The organism is Edaphobacter sp., assembly GCF_028283685.1.
GTDB lineage: Bacteria > Acidobacteriota > Terriglobia > Terriglobales > Acidobacteriaceae > Edaphobacter.
Window position 1 is genome coordinate 420,836 of sequence record NZ_JAPWKF010000008.1, and the last position, 20,260, is coordinate 441,095.

General features: G+C 56.6%; 14 protein-coding genes. 8 read left to right on the forward strand and 6 right to left on the reverse strand.

Annotated elements, in window-relative coordinates; genetic code table 11:
- Nucleotides 1-11 precede the first annotated feature (11 nt).
- Both PW789_RS16725 and PW789_RS16730 read left to right on the forward strand, forming a co-directional pair.
- A complete protein-coding gene (locus tag PW789_RS16725) occupies nucleotides 12-1,151 on the forward strand; it encodes a carboxypeptidase-like regulatory domain-containing protein (protein ID WP_299378695.1) in 1,140 nt (379 codons plus the stop codon).
- On the forward strand, nucleotides 1,117-3,267 hold the full coding sequence (locus PW789_RS16730) for a TonB-dependent receptor (RefSeq protein ID WP_299378697.1): 2,151 nt from the start codon (nucleotides 1,117-1,119) through the stop codon (nucleotides 3,265-3,267). Before PW789_RS16725 ends, PW789_RS16730 begins: the two co-directional genes overlap by 35 nt.
- Before the next feature lie 89 nt (nucleotides 3,268-3,356).
- Here PW789_RS16730 and PW789_RS16735 read toward each other — a convergent pair whose 3' ends face one another.
- The 3 genes from PW789_RS16735 to PW789_RS16745 all read right to left on the reverse strand — a co-directional run bounded on the left by PW789_RS16735 (nucleotide 3,357) and on the right by PW789_RS16745 (nucleotide 6,228).
- On the reverse strand, nucleotides 3,357-4,016 hold the full coding sequence (locus tag PW789_RS16735) for a GntR family transcriptional regulator (RefSeq protein WP_299378699.1): 660 nt from the start codon (nucleotides 4,014-4,016) through the stop codon (nucleotides 3,357-3,359).
- A 98-nt stretch (nucleotides 4,017-4,114) separates the two neighbouring features.
- Nucleotides 4,115-5,335, reverse strand: a complete 1,221-nt coding sequence (locus PW789_RS16740; protein ID WP_299378701.1) for an MFS transporter — start codon at nucleotides 5,333-5,335, stop codon at nucleotides 4,115-4,117.
- On the reverse strand, nucleotides 5,332-6,228 hold the full coding sequence (locus PW789_RS16745) for a dihydrodipicolinate synthase family protein (RefSeq protein WP_299378703.1): 897 nt from the start codon (nucleotides 6,226-6,228) through the stop codon (nucleotides 5,332-5,334). Before PW789_RS16745 ends, PW789_RS16740 begins: the two co-directional genes overlap by 4 nt.
- Before the next feature lie 174 nt (nucleotides 6,229-6,402).
- Here PW789_RS16745 and PW789_RS16750 point away from each other — a divergent pair, with 174 nt between their 5' ends.
- Nucleotides 6,403-7,572, forward strand: a complete 1,170-nt coding sequence (locus PW789_RS16750; protein ID WP_299378705.1) for an AGE family epimerase/isomerase — start codon at nucleotides 6,403-6,405, stop codon at nucleotides 7,570-7,572.
- Between the two features lie 73 nt (nucleotides 7,573-7,645).
- Here PW789_RS16750 and PW789_RS16755 read toward each other — a convergent pair whose 3' ends face one another.
- The gene (locus PW789_RS16755; protein WP_299378707.1) at nucleotides 7,646-9,223 is read right to left on the reverse strand and encodes a DHA2 family efflux MFS transporter permease subunit; all 1,578 of its coding nucleotides are present in this window, start codon (nucleotides 9,221-9,223) and stop codon (nucleotides 7,646-7,648) included.
- Between the two features lie 89 nt (nucleotides 9,224-9,312).
- Between PW789_RS16755 and PW789_RS16760 the strand changes: the two genes are divergently transcribed.
- On the forward strand, nucleotides 9,313-10,053 hold the full coding sequence (locus tag PW789_RS16760; RefSeq protein ID WP_299378708.1) for a helix-turn-helix transcriptional regulator: 741 nt from the start codon (nucleotides 9,313-9,315) through the stop codon (nucleotides 10,051-10,053).
- Between the two features lie 190 nt (nucleotides 10,054-10,243).
- On the opposite strand, the gene PW789_RS16765 is transcribed toward PW789_RS16760, so the two are convergent.
- Nucleotides 10,244-13,672: an SMP-30/gluconolactonase/LRE family protein gene (locus PW789_RS16765; protein WP_299378710.1), complete on the reverse strand. Its 3,429-nt coding sequence runs from the start codon at nucleotides 13,670-13,672 to the stop codon at nucleotides 10,244-10,246.
- Between the two features lie 539 nt (nucleotides 13,673-14,211).
- On the opposite strand from PW789_RS16765, the gene PW789_RS16770 reads away from it, so the two are divergent.
- From PW789_RS16770 to PW789_RS16785, 4 genes are all read left to right on the forward strand, one after another.
- Complete coding sequence (locus PW789_RS16770; protein WP_299378712.1) at nucleotides 14,212-15,474, forward strand: M20 family metallopeptidase; 1,263 nt, start codon at nucleotides 14,212-14,214, stop codon at nucleotides 15,472-15,474.
- A complete protein-coding gene (locus tag PW789_RS16775) occupies nucleotides 15,471-16,127 on the forward strand; it encodes a trimeric intracellular cation channel family protein (RefSeq protein ID WP_299378714.1) in 657 nt (218 codons plus the stop codon). Before PW789_RS16770 ends, PW789_RS16775 begins: the two co-directional genes overlap by 4 nt.
- Before the next feature lie 371 nt (nucleotides 16,128-16,498).
- Nucleotides 16,499-17,434 carry a substrate-binding domain-containing protein gene (locus tag PW789_RS16780; RefSeq protein ID WP_299378869.1) on the forward strand — a complete coding sequence of 312 codons (936 nt, stop codon included), beginning with the start codon at nucleotides 16,499-16,501 and terminating at the stop codon, nucleotides 17,432-17,434.
- Nucleotides 17,435-17,649: 215 nt separating this feature from the next.
- Nucleotides 17,650-19,590 carry a sensor histidine kinase gene (locus PW789_RS16785; protein ID WP_367182580.1) on the forward strand — a complete coding sequence of 647 codons (1,941 nt, stop codon included), beginning with the start codon at nucleotides 17,650-17,652 and terminating at the stop codon, nucleotides 19,588-19,590.
- On the opposite strand, the gene PW789_RS16790 is transcribed toward PW789_RS16785, so the two are convergent.
- Nucleotides 19,574-20,218: a response regulator transcription factor gene (locus PW789_RS16790; RefSeq protein WP_299378719.1), complete on the reverse strand. Its 645-nt coding sequence runs from the start codon at nucleotides 20,216-20,218 to the stop codon at nucleotides 19,574-19,576. The genes PW789_RS16785 and PW789_RS16790 overlap by 17 nt on opposite strands.
- Between the last annotated feature and the right edge of the window lie 42 nt (nucleotides 20,219-20,260).

Genomic DNA, 20,260 nt, shown 5'->3' on the forward strand with positions numbered 1-20,260 from the left:
GCAGAGGCCCTATGCACCGACGCAGACTTTTTTTATTTCTCATCATGTTCACGAGCCTGTTCGCCGGATCTCTCTGGGCGCAGGACACAACTGGCACTATCACTGGCACCGTGACAGATTCATCCGGAGCCGTGATCCCCGAGGTGGCCGTCAGGCTCACGTCACCGCAGACCGGCTATACTCGGCAGCTTCAAAGCAATCGTGATGGCGAATATAAGTTCACGCTGGTCCCCATCGGGTTCTACTCCGTTACGGCGGAAAAAACAGGATTCGCCACGAGGAAGGTCGACAACGTTCGCATCGAGATTCTCTCGACCGGCACGGTCAACTTCGCGCTGACTCCGGGAGAGGCAACCCAGGTCGTCAACGTAGATGCGCAGGGCGGTTCAACGCTCAATACGGAGACCTCCGATGCTGGAACTGCCATCAAGGGCGAACAGATCAACAATTTACCTTTGAACGTCCGGCAGTTCATGCAGCTGATCTATCTGGCTCCGATGGCAGTTCCTGCGGCGAACGATTTTCGTTCAACTGAGGTGCCGCGCAACGTCTCCATGCCGGCTGGTGCAGGCCAGCGTCCTGAGCAGAACAATTATCAGATTGACGGCCTCGCCAACCGCGAAACCGGTCGGGACAGCTTCGCCGTCTCACCTCCCGTTGACGGTGTTGGTGAGTTCCGTGTGCAGACGGGTCTTGCTCCTGCGGAGTTCGGCCGTGGTGGCGGGTCTGTCATCAACGTCGTCACGCGCGGCGGCACGAACCAGTATCACGGCTCTGTCTACGAATTTATTCGCAACGACATCTTCGATGCGAAGCCCTACTTCGCTTCCATCAAGAGCCCGCTGAAGCGCAACCAGTATGGCGGTTCCCTCGGCGGCCCCGTCCTGCATCAGAAGCTCTTCTTCTTTGGCAACTATGAAGGTCTCCGCCAGGCGTCCACAGGCAATCCGCCCACCGGGCTGGTGCCGACCGTCGCGCAGAAAAACGGAGTCTTCAGCACTCCTATTCTTGATCCTCAAAACAACTTTCAGCCCTTCGCGAATAACACCATTCCAACGGGCCGGATCGATCCCATCTCGGCGAAGCTGCTGCAACTCTTCCCCGATCCCAACAGCAGTGCCAATTTCAGCAGTCAACTTTATCTTCAATAATGTTCCCAGCGGACATCTTGCTTATGACAGTGCGGTCGCGCGTGTGGATTACAACATGGGTCCAAACGACACCATGTTTGGCCGTTATCTGTTCGACAAGGAAGTCACAACAACCTCTCCTACTCTCCCGCTGCCGGCGTACTCAGGAGGCAAGCAGATTAACCTGAAGGCACAGAGCATTGGCCTCCAGTGGAACCACATCCTTACGCCGAATCTCGTCAATAGCTTCAGCGTAGGCTACACGCGGTATCAGAATACTCTCGGCACACTCAACTCCTATCGCCAGGACTTCATCACCACCTCAGGAATCACGAACACGCTTTCGGCGACGGAACCGCTCTTCTGGGGCGTTCCTTCGATCAGTATTCCCGGCCTGCTCGCTCCCAGCGATGTCACCCCCAGCTATCGCACCATGAACGCTTACCAGATGCTGGAGAGCGTTGTGTGGACACACGGCAAGCACACCTTCAAGTTCGGCGGTGATCTGCAGAAGATCCAGACCGACATGTTCTACACCGGAGCCAATGGCAGCTGGACCTTCGCAAACTCCTATACCGGAAATAATTTTGCCGACTTCCTGCTGGGAGACGCCTCGGCGGTCAACAAGACGGCGAAGGCGACGAACTGGAATTCATGGGTCTGGTACCTCTCCAGCTTTGCGCAGGACGACTGGAAGATCTCCAAGCGCCTCACCCTCAATCTTGGAATACGCTACGAGGTTGAGTCGGCGCTTCGACAGTCCGATCATTGCGGCCTTGGGATGACGCTTCAAGGATCGCAAGCCATTCAGCTTGTCTCCAGCCAATGCACGTCATTGCCGCTGATTCAATCCTTCTCGGCAGATATCCGGCCGGATGTGCTCTACAGCGTCGTCACCAACCACAGCGCTCCGTATGATTCCGATACCAACAACGTCTCGCCTCGCTTCGGCTTCGCTTACTCGGTCAATGACAAGACGGTCGTCCACGGCGGCTATGGTATCTACTACGCATCACCGGGGGTCAGCAGCCTGGCATCGTCCAACGACTTTGCTCCGGACACGCTGCGTCCCACCTGGACAGCCAATCCCACCACGCCCAACTACGGCTGGAACCCTGAGGGCGCCAGCAGCGCACAGGCGGCTCTGAAGAATGCTGCTCTCACGGTCTTCCCGGTCCTCTCCCGCAGCCTTCCCTACGCGATGATTCAGGAATGGAACATCAACACGCAGCGCGACCTGGGGCACAACCTCACTCTCGACCTCACCTATCAGGGGAGCAAAGACGACCACTTATTCGGCTTCGACAATACGAACTTCCGCGCACCCGGTCCCGGAAATGTGCAGACATTGCTTCCGTATCCCCAGTACGCACGCATCCAAAACTTTGCGACCTGGGCTGCGGCCAACTATAACGGAGCCTCCATCAAGCTGGAGCAACGCGCCTTCAAGGGCCTCAGCTACATGGCGGCGTATACCTATGCCAAGTCCCTTGATCAGGGGTCGCAGCTGGAGCAGTCCGGACAGTGGTCCAATCCCCTCGATCACCGTACGGCCTACGGTCCCTCAGACTTCAACGCGACCAACCGATTTACTGTCTCTTACACCTACCAGCTGCCCTTCGGCCACGGCGCAGCGCTGTTCCATAACGTGAACAGTTTTACGAACAAACTCATCAGCGGGTGGGGAGTTCGTGGCATCACCCAGTACCAGACTGGCCTGCCGCAGACCCCGACGATGAACCTGTCGCGTGAGGGAATCTGTGCCACCGCCTGTATCGCTCGTCCGGACCGCGTCGGAAATGGCAACCTCGCACGCGGCTCGCGCTCGATCGGCCACTTCTATGATGTCAACGCCTTCCAGGTCCTCCCGGCAGGCGGCGTCTCGGGGCGCATCGGGAACTCAGGCCGTAACGTGCTGACCGCCCCTCCCATCAACTCCTCGGATTTTTCTCTCTTCAAGGAGACGAAATTAGGCGAAAGCCAGGCCGTCGAGTTCCGATGGGAGAACTACAACGTCTTCAACCATACCCAGTGGAGCGCACCCAGCGTCAATATGGAGGCACCTGCGACCTTTGGAGTAATCACGGGAACTGCCGACCCACGCATCATGCAGTTCGCTTTGCGTTACTCATTCTAAGCAGAGGTGGAGACAGAAAAATGGACGCCGTTCCTTGGGAGCGGCGTCCTTTTTGCATTTGCGAACATGTATGCCTGTGACGGTGTGAGCTAATCTGCGACGCTTGCGGGGATGGACAGTGCCGGATTGAGATGCTCGCGAATAGCCTTCGAGATGAGTTTCGGGTTGCCCTTGAGAAGAGTGTCAAGCAGGATCTCGTGGGAAACTGTTGCCAGCTTCTCTCCCGCCGCTCTGCGCTCGAGGCCGACGAAGGCATAAACAGAGACGCAGAGCCGGTCCAGTGTCTTTTCAAGGACGGTATTTCCCGAAGCCTTCCATACAATTTCGTGAAATCGGAGATCGGCTTCTGCAACACCCAGATGATCGCTGGCCTGGATGCGCTGCTCAAGTTGCTTCAGTCCTGCTCGCAGTTCGGCTTCAATCTCCGGCGTCATGTTTTTCGCGGCGAGGCGGAATGCGAGGTCTTCCAGGTGCGAACGCACGTCGATGAGTTCAACCATCTCTGCACGTGTGAGCTTCGTCACGTGGGTGCCTCTGTCCGGGACTCGTACGACCAGTCCGAGGTGCTCCAGCTGCAACAAGGCTTCGCGAACGGGAACCTGGCTTACGCTGAGCTGCTTTGCGATATGCGCTTCTTTGATGGCGGTACCCGGCAAGAGCTCTCCCGACCAAATGGCATTACGCAGTTTTTGAAAGACTTCGGCAGACTTACTTAGATTTTTAACTGGTGAAAACTCACTGATGACCATTCCATCTCCAAAACTAGGGAAGAGGTGCTTACCTCAAGATAATCAACTATCAATACTTGACCATCTGTAGTGGACTTGCAAGCTCAAAGCAAGAATACCTAAGCCCGTTCCTGCCGCCGTCCTGCGATCTTAAGAGAGGCGAGACAAAATGCCCCGAGAAGGATTGAGAGAGCCGAGAGTTGCAGTGCTGCGCCGAGCCCCATTCGATCCTTGAGAAACCCAGCCCCTGCGGCCATCACTCCTCCGGCGATGCAGGATGTTGCGTTGAGAACGCCATATGCGGTTGCCCGCAGCCGAGCGGGTACGATCTGGCAGAGTACCGGCATCAGGTTGCAATCGAAGAATCCTCGTCCAAGGCCGAAGACGACAAGGCATGCCAGCAAGGTCCACCACGAACCGGTGACACCGACCACAAACAGCGCAGGTGCAGCCAGCAGGAATCCGATGGCTTGGGTTAAGTATCGTGCGTTGCGGCTGGAGCGGGACCAGCTATCGGCAAGCCATCCGCCGAAGAAGATGCCCAGAAACGATCCGGCCTGGATGTAGAACGTGGACGAGAAACCTGCAGTCGTCAGACTTACATGAAAGCGCTCGAAGAGGAACGTCGCCATCCATCCGTAAACGCACCAGAACGCAATGGCAGCGAGACAGTTGGCGCAGACAACCAGCCAGAAAGACCTCTTGGCGGAAAGCTCTGCCAGCGAAGGAAGGAAAGGAAGCTTTTCCGCAGAGTTTTGGTTTGCCTGATTGCGTCCGGGTGCCTCCTTCAACTGGAAGAAGAGGATCGCCGAGTAAAGGACACCGAAGGCGCCAAGCACATAGAAGACCTGATGCCAGCCATAGTTCTGTCCTATCCAGCCACCTCCCCAGCCACCGAGTACGACCCCGGCATAGAGACCGCTCTGATGCAGGCCCACGGCACGCGCGCGTGTCGCTTCGCCGTGATAATCGGCGATAAGGGCGAGAGCAGCCGGCAAATAGCAGGCTTCACTGATTCCGAGCAGCGCTTGTGCCGCCAGAAGCTGCGGATAGCTGCGCGAAAGCCCAACCAGCAGCGTCACCGTGGACCAGACTCCGATGCTGAGGAGAATGACGGCACGACGATTGAAGCGGTCCGCCAGGTATCCGCCGAGCGGGCTGCAGATGCCGTAGACCCAGAGAAAGGCAGATCCGAGGAGACCGAGCTGCATGTTGCTCAGGTGCAGTTCGGAACGCAACAACGGAAACAGCGCGAAGATGACCTGCCGGTCAATATAGTTGAGGGCCGCTACCACCCATAGCAGAGCGACAACGGCCCAGGGATAGAAGGATCTCTTCATGACCTCACGGATGTTGCAAGAAGTGTTTGTCCGAGCTCTGTCTCCAGGGCGCGTTTCATCAACTCTGTCTGCTCCGCACCTGTGAGTTCGCGGCGCGGGAGAATGCAGCTTCCGCATTCAATTCCTGTCCACGAAAGAATCTGCTTGATCACGGGATGGACAGGATACTTCAGGATTGCCTGCAGAAATTCGTTGATCTGCTGCTGCGTCTTCCGCGCTTCTTCCCAGCGGCCATTTGACGTGTGCTCGTAGAGCTCAACGTAACTGCGCGGTATCAGGTTGTAGGTGCTCCCGATCCCTCCGTTTGCTCCCATTACCAGGCCGGCGATCAGCATCTCGTCGCTGCCATTGAAGACGACCGCGCCGGTCTGGCGGATGGACCACATGCGGAAGAGATCGGAGTCCGTGAACTTGAGTCCGATGACATTTGGAATGGCGCACAACTCCAGAACCTGCTCTGTGGTACGGATCGCCGGCGCCATGGAAGGGAAGTAGTAGACGAGAAGGGGAAGATCGGACGCCTGGGCAATCGCCTCGTAGTAGCTGCGAATCTCCTCAAACGAATAGTTTCCGGCAGGCGGCAGGCTGCTCACCATGTGAGCTCCGCTGCTGGCCGCATGGCGTGCGAGCGCGACCGTATCCGCCGTGGTGGGCGCGCCGACATGGACGATGACCTGGGCATGCTTCGGAGTGTTTTTTATGGCCGTTTCGGTGGCTGCGCGACGATCATTGAGCGACAGTTGAAAACCCTCTCCCGTCTGTCCGCACACGTACACACCGTTCACGCCGGCACTGTAGACGCGGTCCAGTAACTGTTCAAAGGGTTTTTGCTGAAACTCCCCAGCGTCATTGACGGGAGTTACGAGTGCGGGAATGATGCCTTGAATTTCCATGCGGTTTCTATGTCCTTGTCGAAAAGATCCATTGCAGGAGCGGTAACGGACAGGCCAGCGATTCCATGACATGCTTTCCCATCAGTTCTAATTATCTATAATATAATATCTAAAATTAGACAAATGCAATGTCTTTAAGTGCTACGTTTTTCTAATCAGATGAAGGAAGTGTCCATGTTCGAGCAATATATAGAGCGCTACCGCAGGGAGCTGTTCGAGTCAGTTATCCCATTTTGGCTTCAGCACTCCATCGATCGTGAGTATGGGGGGTACTTTACTTGTCTCGATCGCACGGGCGGTATCTATGACACCAGAAAATACATCTGGCTCCAGGGGCGAGCGGTATGGATGTTCAGCAAACTCTACAACGAAGTTGAGCGAAGACAAGAGTGGCTGGACGCTGCGGCAGGTGGTCTGTCTTTCCTTCACCAGCACGCCTTCGATGCTCAGGGACGGTGTTATTTCAGCCTCACGCGAGAAGGTCAGCCGGCGTCTTTTCAGCGGAAGCCGTATGGAGCAGTCTTCGTCGCAGCGGGAATGCTCGAATATGCTAAAGCTGTTGGCGACGGAAATCTTCGCCAGGACGGGATTGATCTGGTTGGCAAGATTCGGACATGGATTGCAGATCCAGGACTGCTGGGCCGTCCTGGTTTTGAAGGCCAGGCAGGAACGAGCAAGCTCGCCGATGTGATGGTGATGATGATGCTCGTGCTGGAGATACTGAGTGTCGATGATTCGCCGCAGCACCTGGACATGCTTGCGGGCTATATCAAAGCGGCCATGAAGCATCACGAGCCGGCCCGAAATATCTTCCTGGAACAGATCAGTGCCAAGGGGGACTTCCTGTTCGATTCGCCGGATGGGCGCCTGGTGAATCCGGGGCACTCCATCGAGATGGCCTGGTTTCTATTGTTGGCTCTGCGGCGGCTTCCCGATCCATCGATGCAAAAAGACGTACTCGGCATTCTGGCGAGTTCTCTGGAGTTCGGGTGGGATCAACAGTATGGCGGCCTCAACTACTTCATGGATATCGAGGCTCGTCCCGTGTTGGCGCTGGAGTCAACGATGAAGTTGTGGTGGCCGCATACGGAAGCCCTTTATGCCGTCATCCTTGCCTACACCTTGACGCGCGATAACTACTGGCTGGAATGGCTGGAACGTTTGGATACCTACTCGTTCAAGTATTTCGCGGATCCGAAGTACGGGGAATGGTTCGGCTATTGCGACCGTGAAGGCAATCGATCCAGTGAGTGCAAGGGTAATAACTACAAGGGGTTCTTTCATGTTCCCAGGGCTCTCCTCATGAGCATCCAGGAGATGGAAGCATTTGAGAGAGGACGATAAAGCTAGGAGCTTCGGAGCGCACGATCTGCGACAGACTTTGCAGGAAAATGCCGGTGATCTGGAACAGATCAAGTTATGTGCCCATGGAGTGCTTGTCAGCTGGGGCAGATCGCTCTCGGACAACGAAGAAGAATGTCACTGGCGAAAGCACAAGGGAAACCCACATAAGCAAGCGAAAACAGTCTTCGTAGCAGAGCAGAGCTGCTTGCCGATTCACCTCATTCTGGATCCATCCGAGAGCCCGCAGCATCGCATTGCTGCGGGAATCTCCAGCAAAGGCTCCGAGGTAGGAAGCCCGTGCCTGAACTGCAGCGGCTAATTCTGTCGACGATCCGGACAGGTTTTGGACCAGGTACGTTCGATGGATCTGTACGCCACGCACAAGCATTGTGTTCACGGCAGAGATGCCGATGGCGGAGCCCAGGTTCCGGAATAAGCCGTACAGCGAGGCAGCCGCATCGTTCTTGCCCGATTTCAAGTTAGAAAATGCCAGCACGCTGAGGGGAGTAAGAAAGAGCGCGACACCCGCGCTTTCAAGAATGCGAAGCTTCACGATGGTGCTGTAATCGACCTGCAGCGAGAGATGGCTCAACTGATGGAACGCAAGCGTCGTCACCATCAATCCGCTTACGATCAAAATGCGATTGTCGATGCGCTTCATGAGCCACGTAGTCAATGGCAGAAACAACAGCAAGACAAACGATCCCGGAGAAAGCACCATCCCGCTCTCAGTCGCTGTATAGCCGAGCATGCCGTGTGTAAACTCCGGAAGCAGTGTCGTGCTGGCGTAGCGGGCGAAGTATGTGAAGAAGATCATTCCGTTGGCCAACGCGAAGTTACGGTTCGTTAGCAGGCGAAGCTGAAGCACCGGATGTTTCGCACGGAAGACCTCGTGGAAGACGAGGAACAGGATCGCCACACAGGACAATACGGCTGCCGTGCGAATCGCGGGCGATGAGAACCAGTCTGCGCGTTCCCCGCGATCCAGCACATACTCCAGACATCCGAGGCCCAAGGCGATGCCGAAAAGCCCTGGATAGTCGATGGGGGCATCCTTGGTGTGAGCCTGCGGTGTCTCCGGTTGTAGGGCGCGATTGAGGAAGTAGGCCGCAATGCCGCACGGGATGTTCAGGAAAAATATCCAGCGCCATCCCCAGTGATCACTGAGCCAACCGCCCAGCACCGGCCCGAGCGTGGGAGCCAGCACGATGACGACGGAATAGAGAGTGAACGCAGCCGCAATTCGTTCCTTCGGAAAGAGATCGGCCAGGATTGCCTGTGTGGTTGGCTGCAATCCTCCTCCGCCGAGTCCCTGCAGCACGCGGAACAGGATAAGAATCGGCAGGCTCGGCGCAATGCCGCAAAAGAACGAACTCACGGTGAATAGGAGGATCGAGAGCAGGTAAAACTGCTTGCGTCCCATCCGGCCTGAGATCCAACCGCTAACCGGTAACACCACGGCGTTTGCAACCAGGTACGACGTGAGTACCCAAACTGCTTCGTCCAATGACGAAGAGAGATTGCCTGCGATATACGGCAGTGCGACATTTGCGATGGACGTGTCGAGCACCTCCATAAACGGCGCAATAATGGCGGCTCCCGCAATCAGCCATAGGGTGTAATTTGTGGGCAGATTGCGTTCGCCGCTCATATACTTGAAGCTTAGGGCGGCTGAACTGCGATATGCGGACAGAAACTATCGATATCAGGACAGACGAAATGCTTGCAGAATGTCTGGGAGTGGATCGTCCTGTTGCTGCGCTGTCCTTTGACTATGCTGCCGACGATCATGTTCCTATTCACGAACACGTCAAGGCACAGCTTCTCTATGCCATCGAAGGCACAATGGTCCTCTCCACACGGCAAGGCAAATGGGTATTGCTGCCTACGCGCGCGCTGTGGGTGCCAGCGAATACGCGCCACTCCATTCGTATGCGAGGCCCGGTTCGTATGCGTACGCTCTTTTTCGACCACACCGTGACTGCCCCAACGCCCAGTTGTGCGGCTGTCAGCGTATCACCTCTGCTTCGGGAGCTTATCGTCAGCATGCTGCAGGAACCGCGGTGGTACGCTCCCGCCAGCCGCGGAGCGCAGATGGCCGCACTCATCTCCAGCGAGCTTCACGTATGCCATACGTTGCCGTTATCTCTTCCGTGGCCCGGGGATGCCAAACTTCGCAGGGCCTGTGATGCAATGCAGCGGAACCCAACATTGGCTGGGGATATGGAGTATTGGGCTTCACGGTTGTCCATGAGCAGCAGAACGCTTGCGCGCCGCTTCCGGGCAGAGACGGGCATGAGTTTCAGAGAATGGAGAGCGCAGCTTCTCCTTTTGGAGGCACAGCTTCGCCTGGCACAAGGGCAGTCCAGTTCGCGAATTGCAAACGCATTAGGTTATGCCAGCCATGCGGCATTCTCCGCAATGTTTCGCAAGGCGACCGGTCTCACCCCCTCGGAGCGCATCTGGTCCAAACGTCATTGATCCCACCCACCGGCGAGCCTGAACGACACTGATCGATGGCATTCGTCGTCACAATCGACATAGCGGAAGTAATTAGTTTCCATCGCTCTGGATCATCCGTTTCAGATCTGAAGCCTGTGCCAGTGGGTTTGCACTCTTTCATACGCACAACGTCTTTATAGGCGACATCTTTGGTTGATCCGACGTTGGGTTAAGGCGTGGTGACGGACACGTTATCGAAGGTTGCCGTATTTACCTGAGAGGTGTTCCGGCTGCTGACGACCAGTCCGATGTAGACATTGCTCGCCATCGATATGCTAACCGTGCCCTGCTGGGTCCAGTTCACCCCATCCGGCGAAAAGTAGCTGGTGAAAGTGCTGCCGTTGCGCACGAGGCGAACCCAATAGGGGGCCACGAGGCCAGCGGTTCTGCTGCCACTGGTGCTGCCGTTGGTGGCCGTGCGATAGACCCAGGTGACGCCGTTCGCAGGTGTGACATTAATATTGGCCATCGTCGAACCGGTGCCGAGTGTCTCACGAATCATCACGCCTGCCTGCGCTCCGGTGTCGGTAGTGGTCATACTGACCATTCGGGCCGTGATTGTGTAGCTCGTGCCTGCGGCAAGGTACGCATAGTTGAACTGATCAGCCGTGCCGCTAATGCTGGTTCCGGAACCGTTCACCGTGAACGTGCCATTGCTGTAGCTGGCGCTGCCGGCGATGCCCACGCTTCCAATGTCTTGATCCGTCCAACCCGCCGGCAGACCACCTGTGGCTGCATTGACGACCAGGGTGACTGTAGTTGTGTGCGACACGCTGCCGCTGGTGCCTGTGGCTGTCAGTGTGTATGTTCCCGTCGGAGTTGTCGACGCTGTCGAGACCGTCAGAGTCGAACTCCCCGAGCCAGCTACCGACGTTGGGTTGAAGCTTGCTGTTGCCCCGGTTGGCAAGCCGCTCACACTCAGGTTAACTGTGCCGGTGAAGCCGTTCAGCGCACCGATCGCCGTTGTATAGGTAGTGTTGCTTCCTGGTGCCACCGTCTGCGAACTCGGCGTTGCCGAGATGCTGAAGTCCGGTGCCGACACGACCATTGTCACGGTTGTTGAGTGAGCTAAGGTGCTGCTGGTGCCAGTGATCGTCAGTGGGTACGTTCCTGTCGGAGTTGTCGACGCTGTCGAGACCGTCAGTGTTGAATTCCCTGAGCCACTGGCCGACGTCGGACTGAAGCTTGCGGTCGCACCGGTTGGCAGCCCACTGACGCTCAGGTTAACCGTGCCGGTGAAGCCGCTCAGCGCACTGATCGACGCCGTGTAGGTGGTGCTATTGCCTTGGGTCACCGTCTGAGAACTCGGACTTGCCGTGACGCTGAAATCTGGCGGTCCCAACACAACTAACGTCGCTGTGGTCGAATGCGACAGGGTGCCGCTGGTGCCTGTGATCGTCAGTGTGTACGTTCCCGCTGCAGTCGTCGTCGCGGTTGAGACCATCAGAGCCCAAGTCCTCGGGTTTGCGGCCGACGCCGCGATGAAGTTAGCTGTCGCTCCGGCAGGCAATCCGCTCACGCTCGGGCTCACCGTGTCGGTGAACCCATTCAAAGGGCTGATCGTTGTTGTATAGGTAGTGTTGCTCCCCTGTGCTACTGTCTGCGAATTTGGCGTTGCCGAGATGCTGAAGTCCGGCGTCGGCACGACGGTCATCCTGTGAATGATGATGGAGTTGTTGTTGTAATTGTCCTTACTGATCAGATAGTCGCCATTGCTGGTTTGGTAAGCCCGAATGCCATACATCGAATCCACATCGTTGCCCACTGCCACGTTGGCATCGGCACTGGTCATCGTCAGGTCATTGGCGCCGGTCGTCAGGTTGTAGGCGTCGATATCGGGTACGGTATGGACATACGAGATGAACAGATAATTACCCGCAGCCGCCCGCCCCTTGGGATTTTGGGTGGTCTTCAGGTTGAAGACCGGGTTGGGATTGGTGGTGTTGCCCGCCTTCCAGCCGTGGTACACCTCGACCCGGCTTCCCAGCGAGGTCCAATCGGTGCCATTGGCGGTCATCAGGACCATCGTGTCAGTGGACGGGATGTACTCGATGCCGCCCAGCGGCGCGATGGTCGACGGCGTTGGCGTGGTTGTCGGCGTTCCATAGATCGGCACGCCATTGGTGTCAAAGCCGGTCAGCGGATAATGGGTGATGGCGTTGGTCTTGTCCAGCCCCACCCAGATATCCCCGTTCGTATCGAGGCTAAACCCATTCCGGATGCGGGCTGTCGTATTGAAATAGTTGGTATAGCCCGCCGGACTGGTCTGGCCCGGCAGGGTGCCGAAGGGAACCGACGCATATTGATTGGTGGGGAAGTAGGAAAACAAGAAGATGTCGGAATTCTGGCCGGCGGCTGCGAGGATTCGATGGCCGTTGACGCTGGCCATCGTGCCAAAATCAAATCCGCGGCTGTTGTTGGTCACGTCTACGCGCGGGTCCGTCGGATAGTCGAGCGCATCGACACTGTTGCCAACGTATCCTCCCCCGCCGGAGCCGTTGAAGACGTCCTGACCTCCATATAAGTAGGCGCCGTCCGTGCCGGGGTCGAAAGCGGCGTTGCCTTCGAAGTTCAGCGCTTGCAACGTGTACTGGAGTACGCCGGAACTGTTGTAAGCGTGAAGATCGGTCTTCCCATTTCTGCCCAGATCCCAGGTCCCTCCCCAGGGGTTGTTGAGGACATACAGGTTTCCGGAGCTGTCCTTCCCGATACCGACTATGCGCGTGAAGCGTTTGCTCCCGGTCTGCCCCTTGACTCCTGCAGTCGTGTCCAGATATCCGCCCTGCACGCCGAAGGAGCCCACCAGGGATGGGGTGCTCGACAGATTTCCGTAGATTTGAATGTTCATGTTCGGTCCCTGGTCACCGGCCATCAACTGGTTATTGGCGCTGTCATAGTACAACGCTGAAGGACGCGTGCTGGAACCCATATTGATGGTGTTCAGCATGTTGCCTGATGGAGCGAATTCCTGAATCGTGCCCTCGTTCATCTGCGCGACCCATATGTTCCCCGATCCGTCGACCGCGATCGCGCCAGGATCCGTGAGGCTCCAATCCGATTGCCACACCCCGGCGGTTGTGTAGCACCGCACCAGGTTGTCGGGATGGTCGCTGACGTAAACGAGAGTGCCCGTGTCGGCGATTCCCGTGATGACGTCGGTGCGCCGCTCGGTCGTGTCCGAACTTGCCGACCACGTCAGATCCCGCGTACCGGTGCTTCGGTTATATCGGCCCACATAGCCGCTGCCGCCGAGGCCGGTATTGAATTGCAGTGCGACGAAGAGGTTGGTGGCATCGCCGCTGATTGCTCCACCCTGAGCTTCTCCATGAGCGCTGAAAGAGCCTGTCTTCTGGCCGTTCTGGTAGATGTTGATGCTTCCCTGACTTTCGTCCCACATGGACGCGGTATAGATGACGCCCTCCGGCGCTACCCACATTGACCGCATGGCATTCCCCACATACGTGGGGATAGTTGAATACGTGTTTCCCACCCACGTTGTCGTGTAGCTCACTTGAGCGTGACTGACCGTCGCATTAATCAGCAGAACGAAAAGCCAGGGGAGCGCGAAAAATGCTAGCCAACGCCGTTTCGAAAACATGGGGCCTCCTAAGCCTTCTGCTTATGGTCAGAAGGCTTTAGCATTGTGGTTCTGTAAATTCCACGAGCCTTGTAATCCGCGTGACAAAGGCGTGTCAATATGAACGCTTCGGCCAAGCTCTTCGACATCAGGCGTTTCATTTTTTAGGGTTGCGCTCCTGGTGCAGGTGCTTCTTTGCCTGAAGCAATTCTCAACAGAAACCTGGATCTTCCTGAACTGCGTTGTACCTGGACACGCGCCATAGGTGTCGCTTCAGAGCTTAGGTTCGTTTCATATAGTGAGACCCTCGGCCGTGGATGCAACCTCTTTCAGCCGGTTTGTTCTTCAATCAGCGTCACGCGAATTAGTTTCTGTGTTGAGCAATCCTGGGGATCATTCGTGGGCGATATCAGGCCGATGCACTCATCAAGGTCGAGGGTGACTTGGCGGCTCCGGCCTCCCAAAAAGAAGTTTTGCCGTACCTATACAAAGGCGCTTACTCTTCTCTTCGCGCTGTATTCTCATAGTGAACGATGCTTAGGCGCGTGAAGGAGATACCCATGACGCAACGGAAGCAGCTGACGGAAATTCTTCTAAATCTCGACGAGCTGCTTCCTGAGCTGGAGGCTGCCTACAAAGACATACACGCGCATCCCGAGTTATCGATGCAGGAGACGCGCACTGCGGGAATCGCTGCGAATCATCTCAAGAACAACGGCTTTGAGGTCACCGCCGATATCGGGAAGACGGGAGTCGTCGGTATATTGCGCAACGGGGACGGACCAACCGTAATGCTGCGTGCTGACATGGATGCATTGCCCATTAAGGAAGCGACCGGCCTTCCCTATGCCAGTACAGTGACAGCGACAGGTCCTGATGGCAAGACCACGCCGGTGGCTCACTCATGCGGACACGACATGCACGTTGCCTGTTTGATGGGGGCTACTTCGCTGTTTGCCAAAAGCCGCGATAGCTGGCACGGAACGCTCATGGCCGTCTTTCAACCAGGCGAGGAGACGGCACAGGGCGCGCAGGCAATGATTGACGACGGGCTCTTTAAAAGGTTTTCGAAACCAGACGTCGTGCTTGGCCAGCATGTGATGAGCATCCCATCCGGGCGCCTCGATTGGCGCACAGGAGTTGTGACGTCGGCTGCCGACAGCCTGCAAATTCGCATGTTCGGGCGTGGCGCACATGGATCGATGCCTGAGGCCAGCATCGATCCTGTCGTCATGGCTGCCTCGACCGTGATGAGGCTGCAGACGATCGTCTCGCGCGAAGTCGCGCCGACCGATTCTGCCGTGCTGACGATTGGCGTGCTGCAGGCGGGCACGAAAGAGAATGTCATTCCCGACGACGCGATCATTAAGTTAAATGTGCGGACCTTCGATGAGGATGTCCGCAAACATGTGCTGGCGGCGATTGAACGAATTGTCAATGCAGAGGCTGCTGCCGCAGGCGCGCCAAAGCCGCCGGAGATTACACCATTGGACCGGTATTCGCTGGTGACAAACGATGCCGATGCAACAAAGAAGGTCGTTGAGGCGTTTCGTCAGCACTTCCCAGACGGCTCCGTGGAAGAGACGAAGCCTACTATGGCGAGCGAGGACTTCGGATGCTTTGGAGCCGAGTGGCACGCTCCGGCGGTGTACTGGTTCTTCGGCGGCGACGATCCTGAGACTTATGCCAAGGCCAAGAAAGACGGCACGATCAGCTCGCTGCCGACCAATCACAATCCGCGCTTCGCACCGGTGATCCACCCAACCCTGGAGACAGGCGTAAAGGCTCTGGTCGTCGCAGCGCATGCCTGGCTGGCATCGTGAACGAAATTCTGATTCACGGACGGCACCTGGCGGGTCCCTTCCTGGTCGCGCTCGATCTGCTCGGAACGTTCGTCTTCGCACTCAGCGGAGCGGCAGCAGGTGTGAAGGGCAAGCTAGATATGTTCGGCTTGATGGTGCTTGCCTTCGCAACGGGGAACGCAGGCGGGATTACCCGAGATCTGCTCATCGGCGCTATACCACCCGCAGGCATCCGCGACTGGCGTTATTTGGGAGTCTGTATCCTGGCTGGTTTGGTGACGTTCTTGTGGTATCCCAATATCGACGTGCAGCGCAGACCTGTGCTGTTGTTCGATGGCGCGGGCCTGGCTCTGTTCGCCGTCACCGGTACGCAGAAAGCGCTGGCCGCCGGACTTAATCCCATGATGGCGGCAATTATGGGGATGTTGACCGGTATCGGCGGCGGAATGTTGCGCGATGTTCTCGTGAACGAGACTCCTACTGTGCTCCGAGCTGATCTATACGCTGTCGCCGCGCTTGCTGCCGGCATCGTGGTAGTTGCAGGACACGTGCTGCACTACCCATCTTTTGTATTCATGATTGCGGGTGCACTTCTATGCTTCTGGCTCAGAGTCATGGCCATATTCCGGGGCTGGCATCTACCAATTGTGGGGACAGCATCTCGATCAGGCTGACAAGGCCACGGTGCGCGAATGTCCGACCAAGCTGATGCGTGTCGATCTCTGGTTCTTAGAGGCTCTCTCAACTTGCCTAAGTAGCGGCAGTAAAATCGCCTGTCGGATTTGTTTCGGTTGATCGAGGGCTATGGTAGCCGGTCATCCTACCGGATTTATCTACCTCAGGGATCAGCAGATAAATCCGACTAGAGGTGCAGCCCGGACGAGGTGCGGGATGGGAGCTGTCTCTACGGTAAGCCCGAAATTCACTGCAAAGTTAGAGGCGCCTGGTGGCAACAAAATGACACTGCCAAACACCATCCAAAAAATGACATACTATCAGCGCGATGATGGGTTCCTCACGCAGCGGACTCCTGTGCCCTGCAATGATGTTTTTTGTTGGTTGGGGACTTCTCGGTTGTCGCCGAGCAGAACGCCCCCTGATTGCGATCATCCCACCAACAACTGCGCAGGAAGTTTGGGAGTCAGCGCATGTCGAAGCGGGGAGGATTGCAACCACGTGGGGTTGGGACACTTTTTGGAATGGGCCTAGCCGGGAAGATGATCTGCTCCGTCAGATTCAAATCATGGAGAAGGAGCTGGACCAGGGCGTTGCTGGCATTATTCTTGTGCCCGATCATGCCGTCGCCTTGATCAGTCCCGTACGCGCAGCCATGGAAAAAAACATTCCCGTTGCAATTCTCGATAACCCACTCGCCGCTTCTCCCAAGGAGGACGTGGTGTTTGTGCTGAACGACAATGCCGCCACAGGACACATCGCTGCAGAGCGTGTGTCCCACTATTTGAAGGGGACACACAATGAGGTTGCGATTCTCGGTGTTCACCCAAACTTTCTCGGAACGATTGTCGCAGCGAACACCATCAAGGACGATCTCCAGCGGTATGATCGCGGGATTCGTTTCATAGAGCAGGGTTCAACGTTCGGGTCTACCGAAGCAGAGGAATCAGCCGAGGAACTACTTGAGGCGCATCCCGGGGTGCGGGCGATTGTGGCACTGAATGTGATCCAGACGCGAGCTGCCTACGATGCTCTCTCTCGCGCAAAGCTACAAGGCAAGGTTGCGCTCATAGGATGCGAGCAGGATTTCGATATCATCTACCGGGTGCGCACCGGTGAAATTGATTCAGTCATCGCAAAAGACACGAGAACAATGGTGCGCGACGCCATGGAATGGATCCATCAGCGTCGCAAAGGCACCGTTACCGGCGAGACGATTGTTGTCCCCCCGAAGCTGGTGACGAAACAGAATGTCGATTCACCCGAAATTCAGTGGATCCTCGCCGTCAATGGGGGCGCCAACTGAGGAAGCCAGGACATCGCCGCGGCCTGCTGGCCATAGGGGTCGCACTTCTCCTCGTAGCTTCGATCTCACTCGCTGTTATCACACAGGTGCGCGCAGGCCGCGACAGTTATCACCTGCGTAATGACCGAATGAATAGTTGGACGTCTTACGGCGGCGTGTGGGCTCTCGACAACGGAGTATTTGACAACAACTCCGACGAACGCGGAGCCAAGCTCATGAGCGGCTCACTGGACTGGAAAAATGTTGCACTAAGCGCAGATGTACGTCTGGATCAAAGCGGTGGTGATGCTGGCCTGATGATCCGGTCGAATAATGAAGATCTTGGCGTGGACGCTTACAACGGTTACTATGCTGGCCTTCGTTCGCTCGAAGGAACTCTTATTGCTGGCCGCTCTAACTACAATTGGAGCGAAGTTTCGCCTGCGTCGCTGCCAGGAGGCGTGCATGAACATGTTTGGTATCACCTTCAACTGGTCATGTATGGATGCAGGCTCGGCGCCTCCGCAGAAAATCTCTCGACGCATCAAACTGCGTTTCTCTTACTCCAGGAGGATAAGTGTGTCCCCTCAGGACGGATTGGTCTGCGTTCTTTGTCAACTGGAGGTCAATGGCGGAATGTCTTTGTTGCACAAAGTACGGAAGCACAACTCGATGCGATCGCCGCACGGGCCGGGGGCGAAAGGAATCCTCAGCCGCTCACTACGGAAGCTACTTACGCGAAGCACTTCTCCCATTATGAACCGATCGAACCGGTGGAACACGAATGGGATGCGCAGCTCCGCGCGCCGAGCATGCACCTCGGCGATCTGGCAGGACTGCGGCGGGATGCTCCACCACGCGTATTAGTGCGTGGTGTGGTCACGTTGACTGAACCCGACATCTACATCGAAGATTCGACCGGTGGCGCGATGATCAAGCATCCGCAAGGGCCGTCTGTGAACGTAGGCGAGGGTGTCGAAGTTTCGGGTGAAGTCCACCCATTGCTCTACAGTGCGCAGCTCACGCAAAGCTCACTGCGCATCATTTCGACCGGAACGCCGGCCCCGCCACTTTCAGTCACTCCATGGCAGGCCGCCTCTGGTGCCTACGACGCCCGCTTCATTGAAACCCAAGGGCATCTCATGCATGAAGTGCATTCAGAAAACGGATATCAGGTACTTGATTTGACCGAAGGCGGGGAGGCTTTCCGTGCGTTATACCCGGAGCGCTACGGGCAAGCGCTGCATAGCTTGCGCGTGAACAGCCTGGTGCGCTTACGAGGCGTGTGCGTTCTCGGCACAGCCTATACACAGGACCTCATCCCTTTTCTGATTTTTCTACGTTCGTCGGATGATGTGCAGGTGCTTCAAGGACCGCCATGGTGGACACCGTGGCATCTTGCATTCGTTGCGTTCTTCACCGTGTTCCTTGCATGCTCGATACAACTTTCCTACTTCCGATTTCGGCAGTGGCAGAAAGATGCCATCTCGCGGGAGCGGGAACGTATTGCGCACGACATTCACGACACCATGGCCCAAAGTTTCGCTGGTATCGGATATCAGATTCAGGGACTGCGCACATCCATCATTCGCAATGCAACTGTCTCCCGCGAGGAGATCGCGCATGAATTGGCGTCGACGTCCGACCTGGTAAGCCGGTGCCATGCGGATGCGAGCCATACGATTGAAATGCTTGGTGCGGCATCGCCCGAAGAAGCAGGCGATCTTCTGGGGATGCTCGCAGAAAGGACCTACAAGCTTTCTGGAGGGAATATCCGGGTCTACAAAGAAGAACAGGGAACCGTTCGTCCTTTTAGTCTTCGTATTCGCGCGGTGTTGTTCCACATAGGGCAAGAAGCTATCTCGAACGCTATCACGCACGGTCTGCCAGCGACGATCAGATTCACCGTCCGCTATGAGAAGCGCTCTGCCACCATGATGATCGTGGACGACGGGCGCGGTTTTGATGCGACTCCAGAAGGGGAAGGATTCGGCATTCTCGGGATGCGCCACCGGGTCAGAGATATTGGCGGATCATTAGAAATTCTGAGTGCACCTGGTGTCGGAACTCGTGTCGACGTGACTTTTCCGTTGCCGCGACTTGATCTCGTCCAGCGGCTTATGCTGCATGGGCTCCTCCATCGTCGCCCGCGCGCAAGTATTATTCCTGAATCCTAATAAGGCCGCGCTCAATCGCACGTGTCACGGCCTCGGTGCGATCTTTCGCCTGGAGCTTTAGCAGGCAGCTTGTAACATGGTTGCGCACGGTTTTATCGCTGATGAACAATCGCTGCGCCACGTCCTTGTTCGCGCATCCCTGTGCAACGAGAGAGAGAACCTCGAGCTCCCGAGGGCTAAGCTCTTCACGCCCGATCGCTTCAAACAACCGTTGTGCAATATCTTTCGGAACATAGCGTTCGCTGCGGTAAACCATGCGTACGGCCGTAACAATCTCTCCCTGCGGGGTGTTTTTCAGCAGGTACCCCATTGCACCGGCCTGCGTGGCTCGCACGATGTATTCATCCGAACCGTAGTTCGTCAGCACAAGAATGCGGATATTCGGTCTGATTCGCCGTAACTCTACAATCGCTTCGGTGCCTTCCATCTCCGGCATACGAAGGTCCATGAGAACGACGTCGGGCTCCTTGTGCTCGAGCAGGCTGAGGGCTTCTCGAGCCGAGGCGGCCATGCCCATCACTACGAAGTCGGGTTCGCTCGACAGCATGGCGCGCAAACCCTGCCGCACGACCGGATGATCGTCCACAATCAAAATGCTTATCTGCTCTATTTCCGCAGCTTGCTCCAACTTCGAACCTCTCAGCGATTTGTGGATAATACGACCGTCCGG